This window comes from Streptosporangium sp. NPDC000396 (assembly GCF_042898655.1).
Classification (GTDB): Bacteria; Actinomycetota; Actinomycetes; order Streptosporangiales; family Streptosporangiaceae; genus Streptosporangium.
Window position 1 is genome coordinate 435,452 of record NZ_JBIAZA010000002.1, and the last position, 13,677, is coordinate 449,128.

At 66.7% G+C, this 13,677-nt stretch carries 13 protein-coding genes; 1 reads left to right on the forward strand and 12 read right to left on the reverse strand.

Annotation, left to right across the window (positions count from 1 at the left end; genetic code table 11):
* Position 1: 1 nt before the first annotated feature.
* From ACFY2X_RS04515 to ACFY2X_RS04565, 11 genes are all read right to left on the reverse strand, one after another.
* Complete coding sequence (locus tag ACFY2X_RS04515) at positions 2–1,756, reverse strand: ABC transporter ATP-binding protein (protein ID WP_389932101.1); 1,755 nt, start codon at positions 1,754–1,756, stop codon at positions 2–4.
* Positions 1,756–4,314, reverse strand: a complete 2,559-nt coding sequence (locus ACFY2X_RS04520) for an FtsX-like permease family protein (protein WP_389932103.1) — start codon at positions 4,312–4,314, stop codon at positions 1,756–1,758. Before ACFY2X_RS04520 ends, ACFY2X_RS04515 begins: the two co-directional genes overlap by 1 nt.
* Entirely contained in the window at positions 4,314–5,078 is a 765-nt protein-coding gene (locus ACFY2X_RS04525) for an ABC transporter ATP-binding protein (protein ID WP_389932105.1), read from the reverse strand. The genes ACFY2X_RS04520 and ACFY2X_RS04525 overlap by 1 nt, the downstream gene beginning before the upstream one ends.
* Positions 5,075–5,497, reverse strand: a complete 423-nt coding sequence (locus ACFY2X_RS04530) for a lasso peptide biosynthesis B2 protein (protein ID WP_389932107.1) — start codon at positions 5,495–5,497, stop codon at positions 5,075–5,077. Before ACFY2X_RS04530 ends, ACFY2X_RS04525 begins: the two co-directional genes overlap by 4 nt.
* A complete protein-coding gene (locus ACFY2X_RS04535) occupies positions 5,494–5,751 on the reverse strand; it encodes a lasso peptide biosynthesis PqqD family chaperone (protein ID WP_389932109.1) in 258 nt (85 codons plus the stop codon). The genes ACFY2X_RS04530 and ACFY2X_RS04535 overlap by 4 nt, the downstream gene beginning before the upstream one ends.
* Positions 5,751–7,550 (reverse strand): asparagine synthase-related protein, encoded by a 1,800-nt coding sequence (locus ACFY2X_RS04540; RefSeq protein WP_389932111.1) that lies wholly within the window; start codon positions 7,548–7,550, stop codon positions 5,751–5,753. Before ACFY2X_RS04540 ends, ACFY2X_RS04535 begins: the two co-directional genes overlap by 1 nt.
* Before the next feature lie 76 nt (positions 7,551–7,626).
* The gene (locus ACFY2X_RS04545; protein ID WP_389932113.1) at positions 7,627–7,746 is read right to left on the reverse strand and encodes a lasso RiPP family leader peptide-containing protein; all 120 of its coding nucleotides are present in this window, start codon (positions 7,744–7,746) and stop codon (positions 7,627–7,629) included.
* A 127-nt stretch (positions 7,747–7,873) separates the two neighbouring features.
* The gene (locus ACFY2X_RS04550) at positions 7,874–9,313 is read right to left on the reverse strand and encodes an alpha/beta fold hydrolase (RefSeq protein WP_389932115.1); all 1,440 of its coding nucleotides are present in this window, start codon (positions 9,311–9,313) and stop codon (positions 7,874–7,876) included.
* A gap of 130 nt (positions 9,314–9,443) precedes the next feature.
* A complete protein-coding gene (locus ACFY2X_RS04555) occupies positions 9,444–10,118 on the reverse strand; it encodes a response regulator (protein WP_389932117.1) in 675 nt (224 codons plus the stop codon).
* Positions 10,072–11,226: a sensor histidine kinase gene (locus ACFY2X_RS04560; protein ID WP_389932119.1), complete on the reverse strand. Its 1,155-nt coding sequence runs from the start codon at positions 11,224–11,226 to the stop codon at positions 10,072–10,074. Before ACFY2X_RS04560 ends, ACFY2X_RS04555 begins: the two co-directional genes overlap by 47 nt.
* Positions 11,227–11,260: 34 nt before the next feature.
* Positions 11,261–13,063, reverse strand: a complete 1,803-nt coding sequence (locus ACFY2X_RS04565; RefSeq protein ID WP_389932121.1) for a BTAD domain-containing putative transcriptional regulator — start codon at positions 13,061–13,063, stop codon at positions 11,261–11,263.
* Positions 13,064–13,314: 251 nt separating this feature from the next.
* On the opposite strand from ACFY2X_RS04565, the gene ACFY2X_RS04570 reads away from it, so the two are divergent.
* Positions 13,315–13,440 carry a hypothetical protein gene (locus tag ACFY2X_RS04570; protein WP_389932123.1) on the forward strand — a complete coding sequence of 42 codons (126 nt, stop codon included), beginning with the start codon at positions 13,315–13,317 and terminating at the stop codon, positions 13,438–13,440.
* Here the strand turns inward: ACFY2X_RS04570 and ACFY2X_RS04575 are convergent.
* Positions 13,437–13,619: a phosphoribosyltransferase family protein gene (locus ACFY2X_RS04575; RefSeq protein WP_389932125.1), complete on the reverse strand. Its 183-nt coding sequence runs from the start codon at positions 13,617–13,619 to the stop codon at positions 13,437–13,439. The two genes, ACFY2X_RS04570 and ACFY2X_RS04575, sit on opposite strands and share 4 nt — an antisense overlap.
* Between the last annotated feature and the right edge of the window lie 58 nt (positions 13,620–13,677).

Sequence of the window (13,677 nt, forward strand, 5' to 3'; positions counted from 1 at the left end):
CTCAACCGCGCCGGTCGGACAGGAGCTGGCTGCCGACGAGTTCTCGGTAGAAGCCGTCTGTCGCGAGCAGGTTCTCGTGGGTTCCGCTGGCGCGTACCCGCCCGCCCTCCAGGACCACGATGTGATCGGCTCCCACCACGGTGGAGAGCCGATGGGCGATCATTATGACCGTGGTCGTCTCCGCCACGGCGGCCATCGTTTCCCGCAGCGCGAGCTCATTGGCCGCGTCGAGCTGTGAGGTCGCCTCATCCATCAGCAGTATCCGCGGACGGCGCAGCAGGGCTCGTGCGATGGCTATCCGCTGGCGCTGACCGCCGGAAAGTGTCGTTCCCCGGTGGCCGATCCGCGTGTCGAGGCCGTCGGGCAGGCTCGCGACGAACTCGGTGAGCCTTGTCCTGGCCAGCGCGTGCTCCAGCCCCTGTTCCGAGACCGCCTGTGCGGCGTAGCACAGGTTCTCCCTGAGCGTGCCGGCGAGGACGGGGGCATCCTGCTCGACGTAGCCGATCTGGCGGCGCAACTCGGCCAATGGCCACTGCCGTACATCTTTTCCGTCGATCGTGATGATTCCCGACGACGGCTCGTAGAAGCGTTCCAGCAGTGAGAAGAGGGTGGTCTTTCCGGCACCGGACTCGCCCACGATCGCCGTGACCTCACCGCCTGCGACGGTGAGGGTGACCTCGCGCAGGACGGGCTCCTCGCCGTAGCTGAAGGAGACGTTGTGGAAGGCGGCCGTGGCCTGCTGGTAGATCGGCTCCTCAGCCGTCGTCGAGGGCTGCTCCTCCGCTTCAACCGGCAGGTCGTCCACCTCACGCATGCGATGCACAGCGGCCAGGCCCACCTGCACCTCTGTGGCGCTCTGCACGAGGGTCGCGATTGGCTGGCCCATGTTGAACAGGTAGAGCAGGAACGCCACCAGCGACGATACGGCGAGATCGCCGGAGGCGACCCGGGCGGCACCGGCTCCAAGCACGACGAGAAAGGCCACCTGAATGGCGAGCCCTGAGGAGACCCGCGCGAGCGCGGCCCACTTTGCCGCGCCGGTGGTGTGCCTCCAGGCCTGCTCAACGGCGGCTTCCAACCGTGAGATCTCGGCACCCTCCATGCCGCTCGCCTTTACTGTGCGGAAGGCGCCCAGTGCTCGTTCCAGCGCCGCTGCGATCTCCCCGACCGACCGTTGCACACCCTGCTGAGCGCGGGAGATCTTGGGCATGGACAGGCCGGCCACTCCCAGAATGAGAACCAGGATGCCCGAGGTGATGGCGAGCAGCGGAAAGTCGAGGACGGCCATCAACGTGATTCCGCCGATGAGCATGAGAGCGCTGCTGAGCGGCTCCACGAGGGCCTGCGAGGCGGCGCCGCTCAGAAGCGTCGTGTCGGAGGTCACCCGGGAGATCAGGTCGCCCGGGCGGTCCAGCGCGTCGATCCGTAAACGCATGATCCTCGTAATGAGCCTGCCGCGGGCCTGGCGCACGACAGCCGCCGCCACTCGTTCCAGCAGATAGGTGCCCCACGCAGCCGAGAGCGCGCTGAGGAAGACGAGCCCGACGAGCGCCAGCACCGGGCTCCACGACATCCCGCCCGCGCTGATCGAATCGATGACCTGCTTGGCGACCAGCGGCTGGGCCAGCCCGGCCACGGTTCCTGCGAGGTTCAGGGCACCGCCTGCTAGAAGCGGCCCGCGGTGCGGGCGGCTGTGACCGGCCAAAAGTCGCCAGGCCGAAGGGTGCATCTGGGTGCCACCCGTTGTCGCGTTCATCAGACCATCTCGAATCGGTTGAGGCTTCTCATCGCCGTGCGAGAGGCCACCAGGCACCCGGCAACGGCAGTAATCAGTCCGACCAGCCCGAAGACGGCGAGGGTGCCCGCAGGCAGCGCCTTCACGGCTGCCGTGACATCCCCGCCTGCCATGAGGAAGGTCATCCATGCGGTCGCCGCCACCCCGAGCAACCAGGCCGGAACGACCGTCAGGACCATCTCCCAGACGACCATCATGGTGATCTGCCGTGGAGCCGCGCTGATCTGGCGGAAGGAGTGGAACTCCCCGGCACGGTCCACCGCGCTCAGCACCAGCGCGCTGACCGCGGCCAGCAGCAGGAAACCACCGACCAGTACTACGGCGAGGATGCCGATGGTGGAGGTGCCGACTACGCGCTCCGCTACGTACTGCTGGCGGAACTCGTCCATCGATTCCACCCTGACCAGTCCGCTCTGTCCGGCGACGCTGTGGAGCTGCGGGCTGGATCCGGCCCGCACCAGGATCCGGTTGTAGGCGGGCATGGCCACATGACCGGAGAGGGCGCTGCTGGGCAGTACCAGGCCTTCCTGCCCGCCCTTGTCTCGGCCGAAGATGGCCGTAACCGGCAGGACGACCGGGTCCGACGCACCCGTGATGCGCACTTCCACCTGGTCTCCGAGCGAGATGCCGCGCTGCCGCGCGTAGGCGGCTCCCACGGCGACGCCCTCGTTGGAGAGCTTGCCCCGCTGTATCTGGAGATCGAGCAGGTGGTCGGCCACGCCCGTGGTCACGGTCGCGTAGGTGGCCGCGGTGTCCTGGATCCCCTTGTCCGAACCCGCACGCAAAGGCGTGGCCTGTGCCCAGGCGTCCCACAGGCCGACGGCGGCTGTGACGCCGGGAACGTCCGACACCGCCTGCCGTACCTCTTCACTGAGTCCGATGTAGGCGTCGCGGATCAGCGGCGTCCTGAGGATGTAGTCCGCACTGACCCGCTCCACCGCCTCCTCCGTTGTGCTGAGCGTGTAGAGCGGGAGGCTGCTCAGAGCCCATCCTGCGATCGCCACCCCTACGGCGAGCGGCGCCACCACCCCCGCGTACCGGCGATGCCGGAACCGCACGTTGGCGGCGGCCAGATAGCCGCTGACCGAGGAGAGCGCGGCGACGGGGGCGCGGCTGACATAGGTCAGCCCATAGACGACCCAGGAGCCGATGAGCCCGATGCCGATCATGACCAGTCCGCTCGCCAGCACGCCATAGACACCACGGAGGGCGGGAGGCATCAGACCGGCCATGCCGAGGACCTGGATGGTGCCTGCACCGGCCAGCGCCAGGACACCCGTCACGATCTTGAACGTGCTCTTCCCGGTGCGCTCAGCCACTGCGGCGGAGTCGGTGAGCGCCTCCGCGGGTCTGATCTTCAACGCCGCGCGCGCGGCCAGCCAGGCGGCCACCTGGCCGGCCAGGATGGTGATGAGGAGAGCCAGGACCATCGGCTGCACGCTGTAGCTCACCCGGAAGGCCGGATTGAAGATCTCTCTGGAGCGCAGGGCGATGACGAGCAACTCGGCCAGCCCCAGCCCCAGAACGCTTCCGGCGACCCCGCCCACCAGCGCGAGGATCAGTGCTTCGGCGTGGCAGAGCGATCTGATCTGGTGAGGGGTGGCGCCGATCGCCCTGAGCAGGGCGAGCTGCCTGGCACGGCGGCGGATCGAAGTGATCAACGCGCCGCTGATCACGGTGATGGCCATGAATGCGACTATCGCGGTCAGCATGCTCATGGTCTGACCGGTCGCCCGATCGTTGGGGAGGCTGCCTTCCAACTCGCCGCGGTCGGTCCCCGCAGCCACGTGTAGGGTCGGCAGACCCGCCGGTCCGGGAGCGTCACCTTGGATCGTCTGGCCCAGCAGGGAACGGACCTCCGCCGCGACGGCTGCGGGGTCGGATCCGGCGTTGACGAAGATTCCCAGTGCGTCCACCCGTCCGGCGCCGCGCCCGGCCAACTCGACGGCGCGCTTGTCGGTGAAGAAGAGCGTGCGCTGGTAGGCCAATGGGCCGGTGGAAGCGCCTGGCTCGGCTATCCCGGCAAGCCGGTAGGTATGGCTCGCGCCGGCGACGAGCACCCGCACCTGCTTGCCGAGCGACACTCCGGCCGCCTTGGCCAGCTCCTGGTCCAGCACCACCTCGTCGTGGCTGGTGGGCCAATGCCCTTCGCGGAGAGCGAAGGGAGTGAGCTTCGCGCTTGTCGAGGCGTGACCGAACTGCGCGATCTTCGTGGGCGAGAGCACCGGCTGCCCGTGCTCGTCCAACACGATCGCGATGAACGTCAGCTCTGGGACGACCTTGTGGACCGCCGGAAGCGGCTGAACCCGCTTGATCGCATCCGGGGTGAACAGCCCCGCGGCTCCTCCCGCCACGACGGGGACGGCCGAGTACCGTTCGACCGGTGCTTCTGCTTGGGTTGCCGAGCGCTGGATGACGGTGAACGCGTTGATCAGGCCAGACCCGATGGCGATCATCAGGAATGCCCCGAGCAGTACACCCGGCTGGCGCCGTAGCGTGTGCCATGCAATGGCCAGCATCAGTCTTCACCCGCCAGGCGTGTCATGGTGGCGGCCACCCGCTCAGGAGTGGGTGTCTCCATGACGTCGACGATTCTTCCGTCCACGAGGAAGAGCACCTGGTCGGCGTGGGCCGCGGCAACCGGATCGTGGGTCACCATGATCACGGTCTGGCCGAGCTCGTTGACAGCGTCGCGTAGCACCGACAGCACTGCCTTGCTCGAGGCCTTGTCCAGAGCACCGGTCGGTTCGTCGGCGCAGAGGACGCGTGGCTTCGTGATCAGCGCCCGGCAGATGGCCACCCGCTGCTGCTGCCCGCCGGACAGCTCGTGCGGCCGGTGGCTCAGGCGGTTGGCGATGCCCGCACGCTTGGCGAGCTCATTCATCCAGGCCTGATCCGCTGCACGGTGTGCGAGCCGGAGAGGGAGGGTGATGTTCTCGGCGGCGGTGAGAGCCGGCATCAGGTTGAAGGCCTGGAAGACGAAGCCGACCAGGTCACGGCGGATGATCGCGAGCTTCTTCTCCGGCATCCCATTGAGTTGGTGGTCGCCGAGGAAAACCGAGCCGGTGGTGGGTTCGAGCAACCCCGCCGCGCACTGCAGCAAGGTCGTTTTGCCGGACCCGGATGGACCCATCACCGCGGTGAAGGTGCCGGGTGTGAAGTTCCAGGTCACATCATTCAGCGCGGTGACGGCGGTCTCTTTCACGCCGTAGACGTGGCGTACCTGCGTCAGGCTCACGGCGGGCGACAGCCGTTGTCCTGTGGAGATCTTCTGCACAGTCATGAGCGGGCCGACACTTTCATGGTGACGAAGAAGTGAATGATCTCGTCGGGGTTCTCACCGATGGGCTTGTCTTCCGCCTCGACCCACGCGTGGGCTTCGAAGGGATGGGTGCTCACTCCGGTACACCAGTCCGGCCAGCTGCCGGTCAACCGGCACATCAAGGCGATCGCGATGGACCGTTCGAGGCAGCGTGGGCCGCTGTGCCGGACGCTCAGGCCCACGATCGCGTTCCGGGCGCGTTCCGCCTCCTCCACCGTCGCCGCTCTGGCTCCTTTGCTCAGGAACTGGAGCACGGCGCGTAACCGATAGGGGGCGCAACGAGCCAGCGGCCAGGCCAGGGCGATAACGAGCAGCACCACGGGGCGCAGACGCCAGGGGGGAGCGGCGGCCCTCTGGAGCGCCACCATCTTGGGACTCATGGGACCACCAGCTTGGCTGCGGCCAGCTTCTCGATCATGTGCTGGACGTCGGCAGTAACCCGTTCGGCCGCGTCCGGATACCGCTCACGCAGCGCTGCGACCGCCGGTCCGATCTCCCCCTCGTGTAGGAGGCACTTCAGCACGATCGCCGCCGTGTCGTTGGTCTGCCAGTACCGGCCGCGGCGGTTGTCCAGAAGAACGGCTCCGGTATCGGTTTCGGTGAACGTCACATGTGCGGGCAGGCGCCAGGCCATCACATTGCTCCTTCACGATTGGCTGTGGATCGAAGCCAGAGTTCGACGCCCAGCGTGGAATCAAACGGCATGAACGGCCGCGCGTCCACGTGCTCTCCGAAGAGAACCGGACGGATCGCTTCCAGGTCGATGAGCCCCATCCGGGCCAGATGCGAGTCCTCGCACAAGGCCCAGAGCTCCTGCCGGTGCTTGCGCAGCCCTTCGTAGAAGTCGGTGCTTCCGTCGGCCTTGGTCTGGCGATCGAGGACATGGGGAACCAGTCCCCGCATCGCGGCGGCGAGGACGGGTTTCATATGAGTGGGCGAGATCCGGTCTTCGAGGCGGATCGAGAGCGCCGATTCGAGAACACGGTCGTCGGTGTACGGCGCTTCCAGAAGGATGCCGAACTGCTCCGCGATCCGGGAGAGCCCGCGTATGATCCAGCCGTTCGCCTGTACAGCGCGAATCATCTCGTGCTGGACCGGCAAGGGAGAGAACGGTTCGGGATCTGCGGCCGCCGCCTCGCGGATCAGCCTCCGCGCGGTTTGAACGGCCTCCTTGGTCGCCCAGGGCGGCATGCGGAGGGACGGTTCCCATCCGGTCTCATATCCCCACACCCGCTGGTCGGTGAGCTGGTCGGTGCTCTGGGCCAACCAGCGGGCGTAGGGCTTGATGGCAGACAACTGGCGCACCGTAGTGGCCAGGCTCCAGCGATATCGTGACGCGGTGGCCCTGATGTGCCGGATGGACCGCCGCGGATGTTGGCGTGAAAAGCTGTGCAGGCAGGTGGTGGTGGCGAAAAACAGCTCGTCGCCACCCGTTCCCTGCATGTGTCGGGTAGCACCTGCTTCGGCGGCCAGCCGCAGCACGTGCTCGATGCGCGCGCGAGGGCGGGCCAGGGGGGCGGGTCCCTCGAGGTCGAGCCGGGTCTCGGACAACGGGGAATACAGGGTGGGGCCCGTGCCGCGCGGTACGGTCAGATGCCGGGCATGTGGAAGGTCACTCTTGCAGAGGTCGGCCCAGAGCTTGTCGTCGTTCAAGCTGCCCGAGGCCTCGTAATGGATGGTCACCAGCTCGCTGTGCTTCCTGGCAGCCAGGAAGCACAGGCTGGTGGAGTCCACGCCGCCGGAGAAGTCCGAGCTGATGACGCGGGCTTCCCGGCTCCTGGCCGCGATCGCGCCCTCCAGGGCATCGCGGACCCGGGCCGCGCCGTCGGCCAGGGAGACCTCAGCCTCCGGAGGCGTCCACCAGCCCACCTGGCGTCCGGCACCATCGGCGGAGATCTCCAGGTAGTGTCCGGGCGTCAGGGCGCGAACGCCCTTCCACAAGCTCACCTCGTTCAGTGGCCATGGAGCTCCGAACGGGGTGAGCAGGTGCAGCGCCAGCCGCTCTTCGTCGATCCCGGCCCCGGTGAGCTCGGCCAAGCTCTGCGGGCGATCCGCGGCGACGGTGATGCCCATGACCGTGCCGTAGAAGATCTGCCGGGCGGTCGAGATGCTGCCCTGTGCTCTTACCTTGCCATTCACGGAGCCGATCAGGTGAAACGACCCCGGGATCGAGCCTGCCAGGGAATCGAGGTCACGCACGGAACGAACCTGGCGGAGCCGTTCGGCCAGCGTGGCTTCGGTGATGGCCGCGGTGCCCAGGAGAGCGACTCTGGCGTGTGCCGACTCGGCCTGGACGATGTCGGAGCCGGGCCATTGACCCAGCAGCCATGACCGGCCGGAACGATGCGTCAGGACTTTCTCGCCGAGTGCGGTGGGAAGGATGTTCCTGATCCTGTCCGCCTCCGGGCTGTCCGGAAATACGACGAATTTCATCCCGGCCTCCTCTTCCGTGTTGGGGACGGTGTTCGGCGGTAATTCCGCCGAACACCGTCGCGATTAGATATCTGAATTAGTCGAAGTAGTAGCCCCAGATGCTGTCGGCCCACTTGCCGCGGTTGGTGAGCTGGGTGAGCTCAGAGAAGTCGCCAACCTCGGCCAGCGCCGGAACCTCGTAGATCTCCTCGTTCATGGCTCTTCCTTTCATTTACGCGGGTCGCGTGATTTTCGATTTTCTTGAGCGGAGTGTTTCTTTGTTTCGCCCCGCTCTTGCTGACACTTGAAACTTTCGCAGGCCCCGTTTCCCGCACGCTTCCCCGTCACTTCTTCGCCCGGCAGACGGCGCCGGAGGGCAGAACCAGGCTGGTCAGATAGCGGACGGCGTGCTCGATCACGCAATGCGCGCCCGGCATTCCGCCCAGATAGATGACGTGACCCGGGCCGTCGTAGCGCACGGTTGCCGAACCTGGGATGTGCGCGAGCAGGTCGCGGGTCGGCTCGTAGTCGCCTGGATGGGTGCCGGCTCCGAGAAAGGCGGGAAGCTTCCCCGCAGGCAGCGACTGAGGTGGATTGGCGAGAGGAGCGGTCCAGCCAGTACACGCCAGAGTGGGATAGGACAGAGCTCCGAAGTCGGGGGAGAGTCGTTCCGAGAGACCACGGCTTCTGCGGAGGTCGAAGTAGCCGGTCCTGCCCCAGAGGCCGTCCGGGCACTGCAGGGCGAGGATGACCGGCCTGGTCCAGTGCCGCAGATTTCCGAGGCTTGGCGTTCCGAACCCCGAGGCATCTCCACGCAGAGCCTTGTCGACGGCCGCGGCGAAGGCGCGCCAGGAGAAGTCTCCGGCGGCGCCGGGGAGCAAGAAGACCGGAGCTGAGATCTTGAAGTGCCATCCGGTGAGCTTCCGCTTTGCAAAGGCTCCCTCCATCACCGGGATGGGGGAGACATCGGCCCGGTGGATCAGCCGGCGCCAGGCCACCCGAACATCCCTGCCGTGCAGCTTGCAGGCGGTGGTGGCGGCACACCAGGAGACGAAACGGTCGAAGGCCTTCTCGGTGCCGGTAAGCCACTCACGGCCGTTGTTGTCCCACGCGTCGATGTGGTCGGGCACTCCGTCGAGATAGGCGGCGCGGATGCGCTGGGGAAACAGGCGAGCGTAGGCCGTCATCGGCACCCCTCCGTGCGACCTCACGGTGAAGGTGAGCTGGGTTTCACCGAGGGCCTGGCGGACCGCCTCCATATCCCTGGCTACGGAGATCGAGTCAAGGTTGGTGAGCAGGCCGGTGCGGTCGTCACGCCTGCAGACGGCAACCCCCCTGCTCAGGCTCCTGGCCTGGCCGGCGTAGGCGTCGCGGCTGCGCGGGTCGGTGAGCGAGGACCAGGTCCGGGTGCACGAGGCGGGCAGAGCCGACAGGGCCACGGCGGTGCGCGGGTTGTAGCTGACGACGTCGAATCGTTGACGCAGTGCCGTATAGATGGCCGCGGGCCGCTTCAGCGCCTCCGCGCCGGGTTCCCCTGGCCCGCCGGGGATGTCGAACAGGGTGCCGATGCGCTTCTCTGGCGCGAGGGCCGGGAGCCTGGTCAGTTCCAACGTGATCGTCCGGCCGTCCGGGCGTGCCCAGTTCACGGGAACCCGCAGGTTCGCGCACTGTGCGGCTGCGTTGTCCGGGCATGGTTTCCAGACGGTCACAGGGCCCGCCGAAGCCGGCGTGACCATGGACAAGGTCGTCGCAGCCATGAGGAAACCGGCGGCCAACAGTTTCATAGTGCTCTCCATGGAGAAGCCGTGTTCTGCGGACTTCTTCAGGATTGCCGTCGGCCGGTGGGGTTTCCTCCCCCGTCAAGAGGGTCCTCGCCCTGGGACTAGGCTCCCAGGGATCGGACGCCGTGGGAGCCTAGTCCCCCGGTTTCACGAGTCCCACCTCGTAGGCCAAAATCACCGCCTGGGCTCGGTCGCGTACTCCGGTCTTGGCGAAGAGGCTGGTCACGTGATTCTTGACGGTTGACCTGGTGACCTTGAGGGCGGCCGAGATCTCGGCGTTCGAGTAACCACGTGCGATCAGCACCAGCACATCCTGCTCACGGTCGGTGACACCTGCCAGCCGGGGACGGTGTCGTGGTAGCGGTGAGCGGACGAAGGCCTCGATCAATCTGGTCAGCAGCCGGGGGGCCACCACGGATTCACCCTCGTGAGCGACCCGTACCGCACGCACCAGTTCTTCGGGGGAGATCTCCTTGGAGACGAAGCCAGAGGCTCCGGCGCGCAGCGCCTCCATGACGTACTCGTCGAGATCGAAGGTACTGATCGCGACCACTCGCACGCCGGGATGCTCGCTGGTGATGCGCCTGGTGGCGGTGATGCCGTCGACGCCATTGGGCATGTGGACGTCCATCAGCACCACGTCCGGAGCCGATCGCATGCACAGCTGGTACGCCGCGTCACCATCCTCGGCCTCGCCCACCACGGTGATGTCCTCCTGAGCCTCGAGAATCATCCCGAAACCCGCACGGATCAGCGCCTGGTCATCGACGATCAACACCTTGATCGGCCGGGATGCGAGCGCGAACACGGAAACCTCCCTCTGGAACGGACCCAATCTGCAGTTCCCCGCCGCACAGGGCGACACGCTCGGCTATCCCCCGCAGCCCGAAGCCGCCTGTTTCCGTCGTGTGCTGCACGGCTGGGCCGTCATCACTCACCTGAACCTCGACCGCTCCGGGCAGGTACGCCACCGTGACGGTGGCCGTGGCTCCGACGGCGTGTTTGCGGGAGTTGGTCAGCGCTTCCTGGACGATCCGATAGACCGCGTTGTCCACGGTGGTCCCCAGCGGGAAGGGCTCTCCGGTCATTTCCAGACGGACCTGCTGACCGGTCTCCCGCGCTCGATTCACCAAGGCGGGCAGGATGGCGACCCCTGCCGCGTGATCCTCGCTCTGAGGCCTGCGCGTCTGCTCGGCTCGCAGCACATACAGCAGGTGCCGCAGCTCCGCTATGGCGTCACGGCCGTTCCGTTCAGCCGTGGCGAGCGTCGCCTCGGCTCGTTCGGGATCCTTTCTCATAATCGTTCGTGCCGCGCCGAGCAGGACGTTCACCGTGCTGATGTGGTGGGCCACCACGTCGTGAAGCTCCCGCGCGATACGCATCCGCTCTGTCCGTACGGCTGCCGCCTCCAGCTCGGCCCGATCGCGTTCCTTTAGCTCGTGGCGCAGCCGTACCAGAGTCCCCAGAGCGACCAGCAGAAAGAGTGGAAACAGCAGCAGCGCGGCGATGATGAAGGCCATGGGCAGCTGCCCGCTCGCATCCCGGCTGAGAACCGGCAAGCCCAAGGCGTGCAAGACCACGAGCATGCCACCGTAGATCAGACCGGCGATCGCGGCTACTACCCAGGAAACACTGGGCCGGGCGTGCCTGCCGATGGCATACAGGGCCACCGCCAACGCCCCTGGCAACACCGGATGCGACACCAAAAGCTGCATCGCCAGGGTGCACACGAGGTTGAAGGAGAGGACTGGGACGGGCCGCGTCTGTCGCCAGAACAGAGCGACGGAAGCCAGCCCGCCGATGAGCACCTGGACGGCGAGAGCAGACCCGCTTGCTCCGGAGGAGGACAGCACCCAGGCGAACAGGACCACCAGGCAGTCTGCAGTCCGCGATTCGCTGAAATGCCTACGCCGCACCGCTCTGCACTCTGCCTCTCCGCCGATCTGAGGGTCACCGGGGACCGATCGAGCTCTCCACCCCTGCGAGAACGCGGCTGACGGCCGCGTCGAGCTCGGCGACTGGATCTTCGGTCAGGGCCCGTTCTCTTGAGTGTGCTAGCACCATGGTGGGGCAGCGATAGGTGAACTGACCACCGGTTCCCACCCCGGAAACCGTGAGCAGCCGTGCGTCGACGAGAGCCTCGATCCGCCATTCCGCTTCGGTCGGCGAAATCTTCTCCAGGCGCGAGACCTCCCAGGCCGAGATCTCCTGATTTCCGTAGTAGCCGATCTTCCGAAGCAGTGCCCTGGCTTCTGAGGTCAGGGCGAGGTAGCCGCAGTCGAGGGCGGCGCGGATGTCGAGGTCGTCATGGTGCAGTTCGGACAGGATCCTGTCGCGGCCCTCCAGGCGGGCCGCGAGGGTGGCGATACTCCAGTGCGGCTTGGCGGCCAGCCTTGCGGCGACGATGTCCAGTGCTAGGGGCAGGCCGTCGCACAGCTCGATCACCCGGCGGGTGGCCGCCGGATCGGCTACCAGGCGATGGGCATCCGTGCTGCCGGCAAGGAGCGCCCACGCGTCATCGACGGATAGCCCGCCCAGCGTGACGTGGATGGCTTCGCGCAATGAGGCCAGGGACGAACGGCTGGTCACGATGAGCGCGCACTCCCGGCAGGCCGGAAGGAGCGAGCGGACCTGCGCCGCGCTGATCACATTCTCCAGCACGATGAGGATTCGCCGGCTGGCCAGGAGCGTGCGCAGGCGACCGCTCTGTTCGTCCTGCCGCTTCGGCACATGCCTGTCACCCAGCGCACGCAGCATGCCCGGCAACACGTCACCTGGCTCGGGACTGTAAAGGTGGCCGTCGGGAAAGAGCTCCGCCGCTCTGTGGGCCGCTTCCAAAGCGAGTGTCGTCTTGCCCGAGCCGCTCGCTCCGGTGATCGCCACCACGCGGCTGCCGTGTTCCAGCACCGTCTGGACCTGCTTCAGCTCCCGGTCCCGGCCGATGATCTTCAAGGGGCGAGGTGGGAGCTGCCGGGGAAGCGGCGCCTCTTCCGCCAGTACGGGTTCCTGGCGGAGGATCTGCTCGTACAGGTGCCGTAACTCGGGAGAGGGATCGATGCCCAGCTGGTCGGCGAGCTCCTCGCGAAGCCTGGTGTAGGCGGCGATGGCCTCCCCGGCTCTGCCGGCCCGGTAACAGGCCGCCATGAGCTGCCAGGAGAAGTGTTCGCGCAGAGGATGTTCGCTGGTCAGGCGACGGAGTTCGGGGATCAGCTCGTTGTGGTTGCCGAGAGTCAGGCCGGCTCCGATGCACTCCTGAACTGCCGTCAGGCGTCGTTCCTCCCACTCTTCCGCCGCAGTCCGGAATACCTGGCTATCCAGCCCGGCCAGGGCTGGGCCACGCCAAATCTTCAGTGCCTCCTGCAGGAACCTGACCTTGTCCCGAGGTTGTGCGGCGGCCTTGGCCGACTCGGTCAGGCTCCTGAACTGCCATGCGTCGATCACTTCTGTGGAGATGTCGAGCAGGTACGAACCATCCCGCTCGACGATGAAGACGCCCTGCTGGCGAAGCTCACCGACCCCGCGGTGGACCTGATTGCGTGCGCTCTTGACGGGATGCTCGCCGTAAAGCCCATCCACCAGGGCATCCACGCTCACCAACCGGCCCGGAGAGAGAAGCAACCGGGCCATGACCGTCTTCGACCGTCTGGTGGAGAGCCTGACCTCCCCGCCGTCTTTCCACAGCGCTACGACGCCCAGGAAGCCGAAGCGCCTCGCTTCCTGGCCTTGTCCGGGAACGTCGGCGGACCGACTCATCCTCGCGCGTACCTGCCCTCGGGCCCGCTCCATCTCTTGACTGCCTGCCCCTTTTACCATGATCTGCCTCCAGCCGGTGGCAACCCTTTCGAGATCCACGATGGGCAAACGGCTGTCATGGCCCTATCGCCGCTCTATCGCGGATGGTTCATGCAGGCGAGTAAGACACGAGATAGGCCCATAAAGGATTTTTTCCCTACGTTTCTGGCGTCGCAGTCAGCGAGCTCAACCGAGGCGAAAGAGTGTGAACCATGTCGGTCAAGGAACTGATCATCACAGCCATCATCACTGTCGCCGCCCTGTTCTGCGCCACTACCGCCGCCCACGCCAACCCTCTTCAACCCTCATCCACCCTCACCGACACTCCCTGGGACTAACTACTTCGGCGCTCGGGAATCACGGCGACGACGACGATGGCGGCGGGCCGGAAGCGGCGCAGGGCGTGGATGGCGGCACGCATGCTCACGCCCGTCGCCAGGCCGTCGTCCACCACGATGACGATCTTGCCGGTGAGATCCGGCGGCGGGTGATGTCCGGGCCGTGCTCGCCTGGTCAATGTACGGCGAGGCGGCGAGGTAGGTGAACATCGCCGACGCGATCCGCGTCCGGCGCGG

Coding starts and splice junctions, on each gene's coding strand:
- ACFY2X_RS04515 (WP_389932101.1), bottom strand. CDS start 1,756: ATGAACGCGACAACGGGTGGCACCCAGATGCACCCTTCGGCCTGGCGA.
- ACFY2X_RS04530 (WP_389932107.1), bottom strand. CDS start 5,497: ATGAGTCCCAAGATGGTGGCGCTCCAGAGGGCCGCCGCTCCCCCCTGG.
- ACFY2X_RS04520 (WP_389932103.1), bottom strand. CDS start 4,314: ATGCTGGCCATTGCATGGCACACGCTACGGCGCCAGCCGGGTGTACTG.
- ACFY2X_RS04565 (WP_389932121.1), bottom strand. CDS start 13,063: ATGAGTCGGTCCGCCGACGTTCCCGGACAAGGCCAGGAAGCGAGGCGC.
- ACFY2X_RS04550 (WP_389932115.1), bottom strand. CDS start 9,313: ATGAAACTGTTGGCCGCCGGTTTCCTCATGGCTGCGACGACCTTGTCC.
- ACFY2X_RS04545 (WP_389932113.1), bottom strand. CDS start 7,746: ATGAACGAGGAGATCTACGAGGTTCCGGCGCTGGCCGAGGTTGGCGAC.
- ACFY2X_RS04525 (WP_389932105.1), bottom strand. CDS start 5,078: ATGACTGTGCAGAAGATCTCCACAGGACAACGGCTGTCGCCCGCCGTG.
- ACFY2X_RS04535 (WP_389932109.1), bottom strand. CDS start 5,751: ATGGCCTGGCGCCTGCCCGCACATGTGACGTTCACCGAAACCGATACC.
- ACFY2X_RS04570 (WP_389932123.1), top strand. CDS start 13,315: ATGTCGGTCAAGGAACTGATCATCACAGCCATCATCACTGTCGCCGCC.
- ACFY2X_RS04540 (WP_389932111.1), bottom strand. CDS start 7,550: ATGAAATTCGTCGTATTTCCGGACAGCCCGGAGGCGGACAGGATCAGG.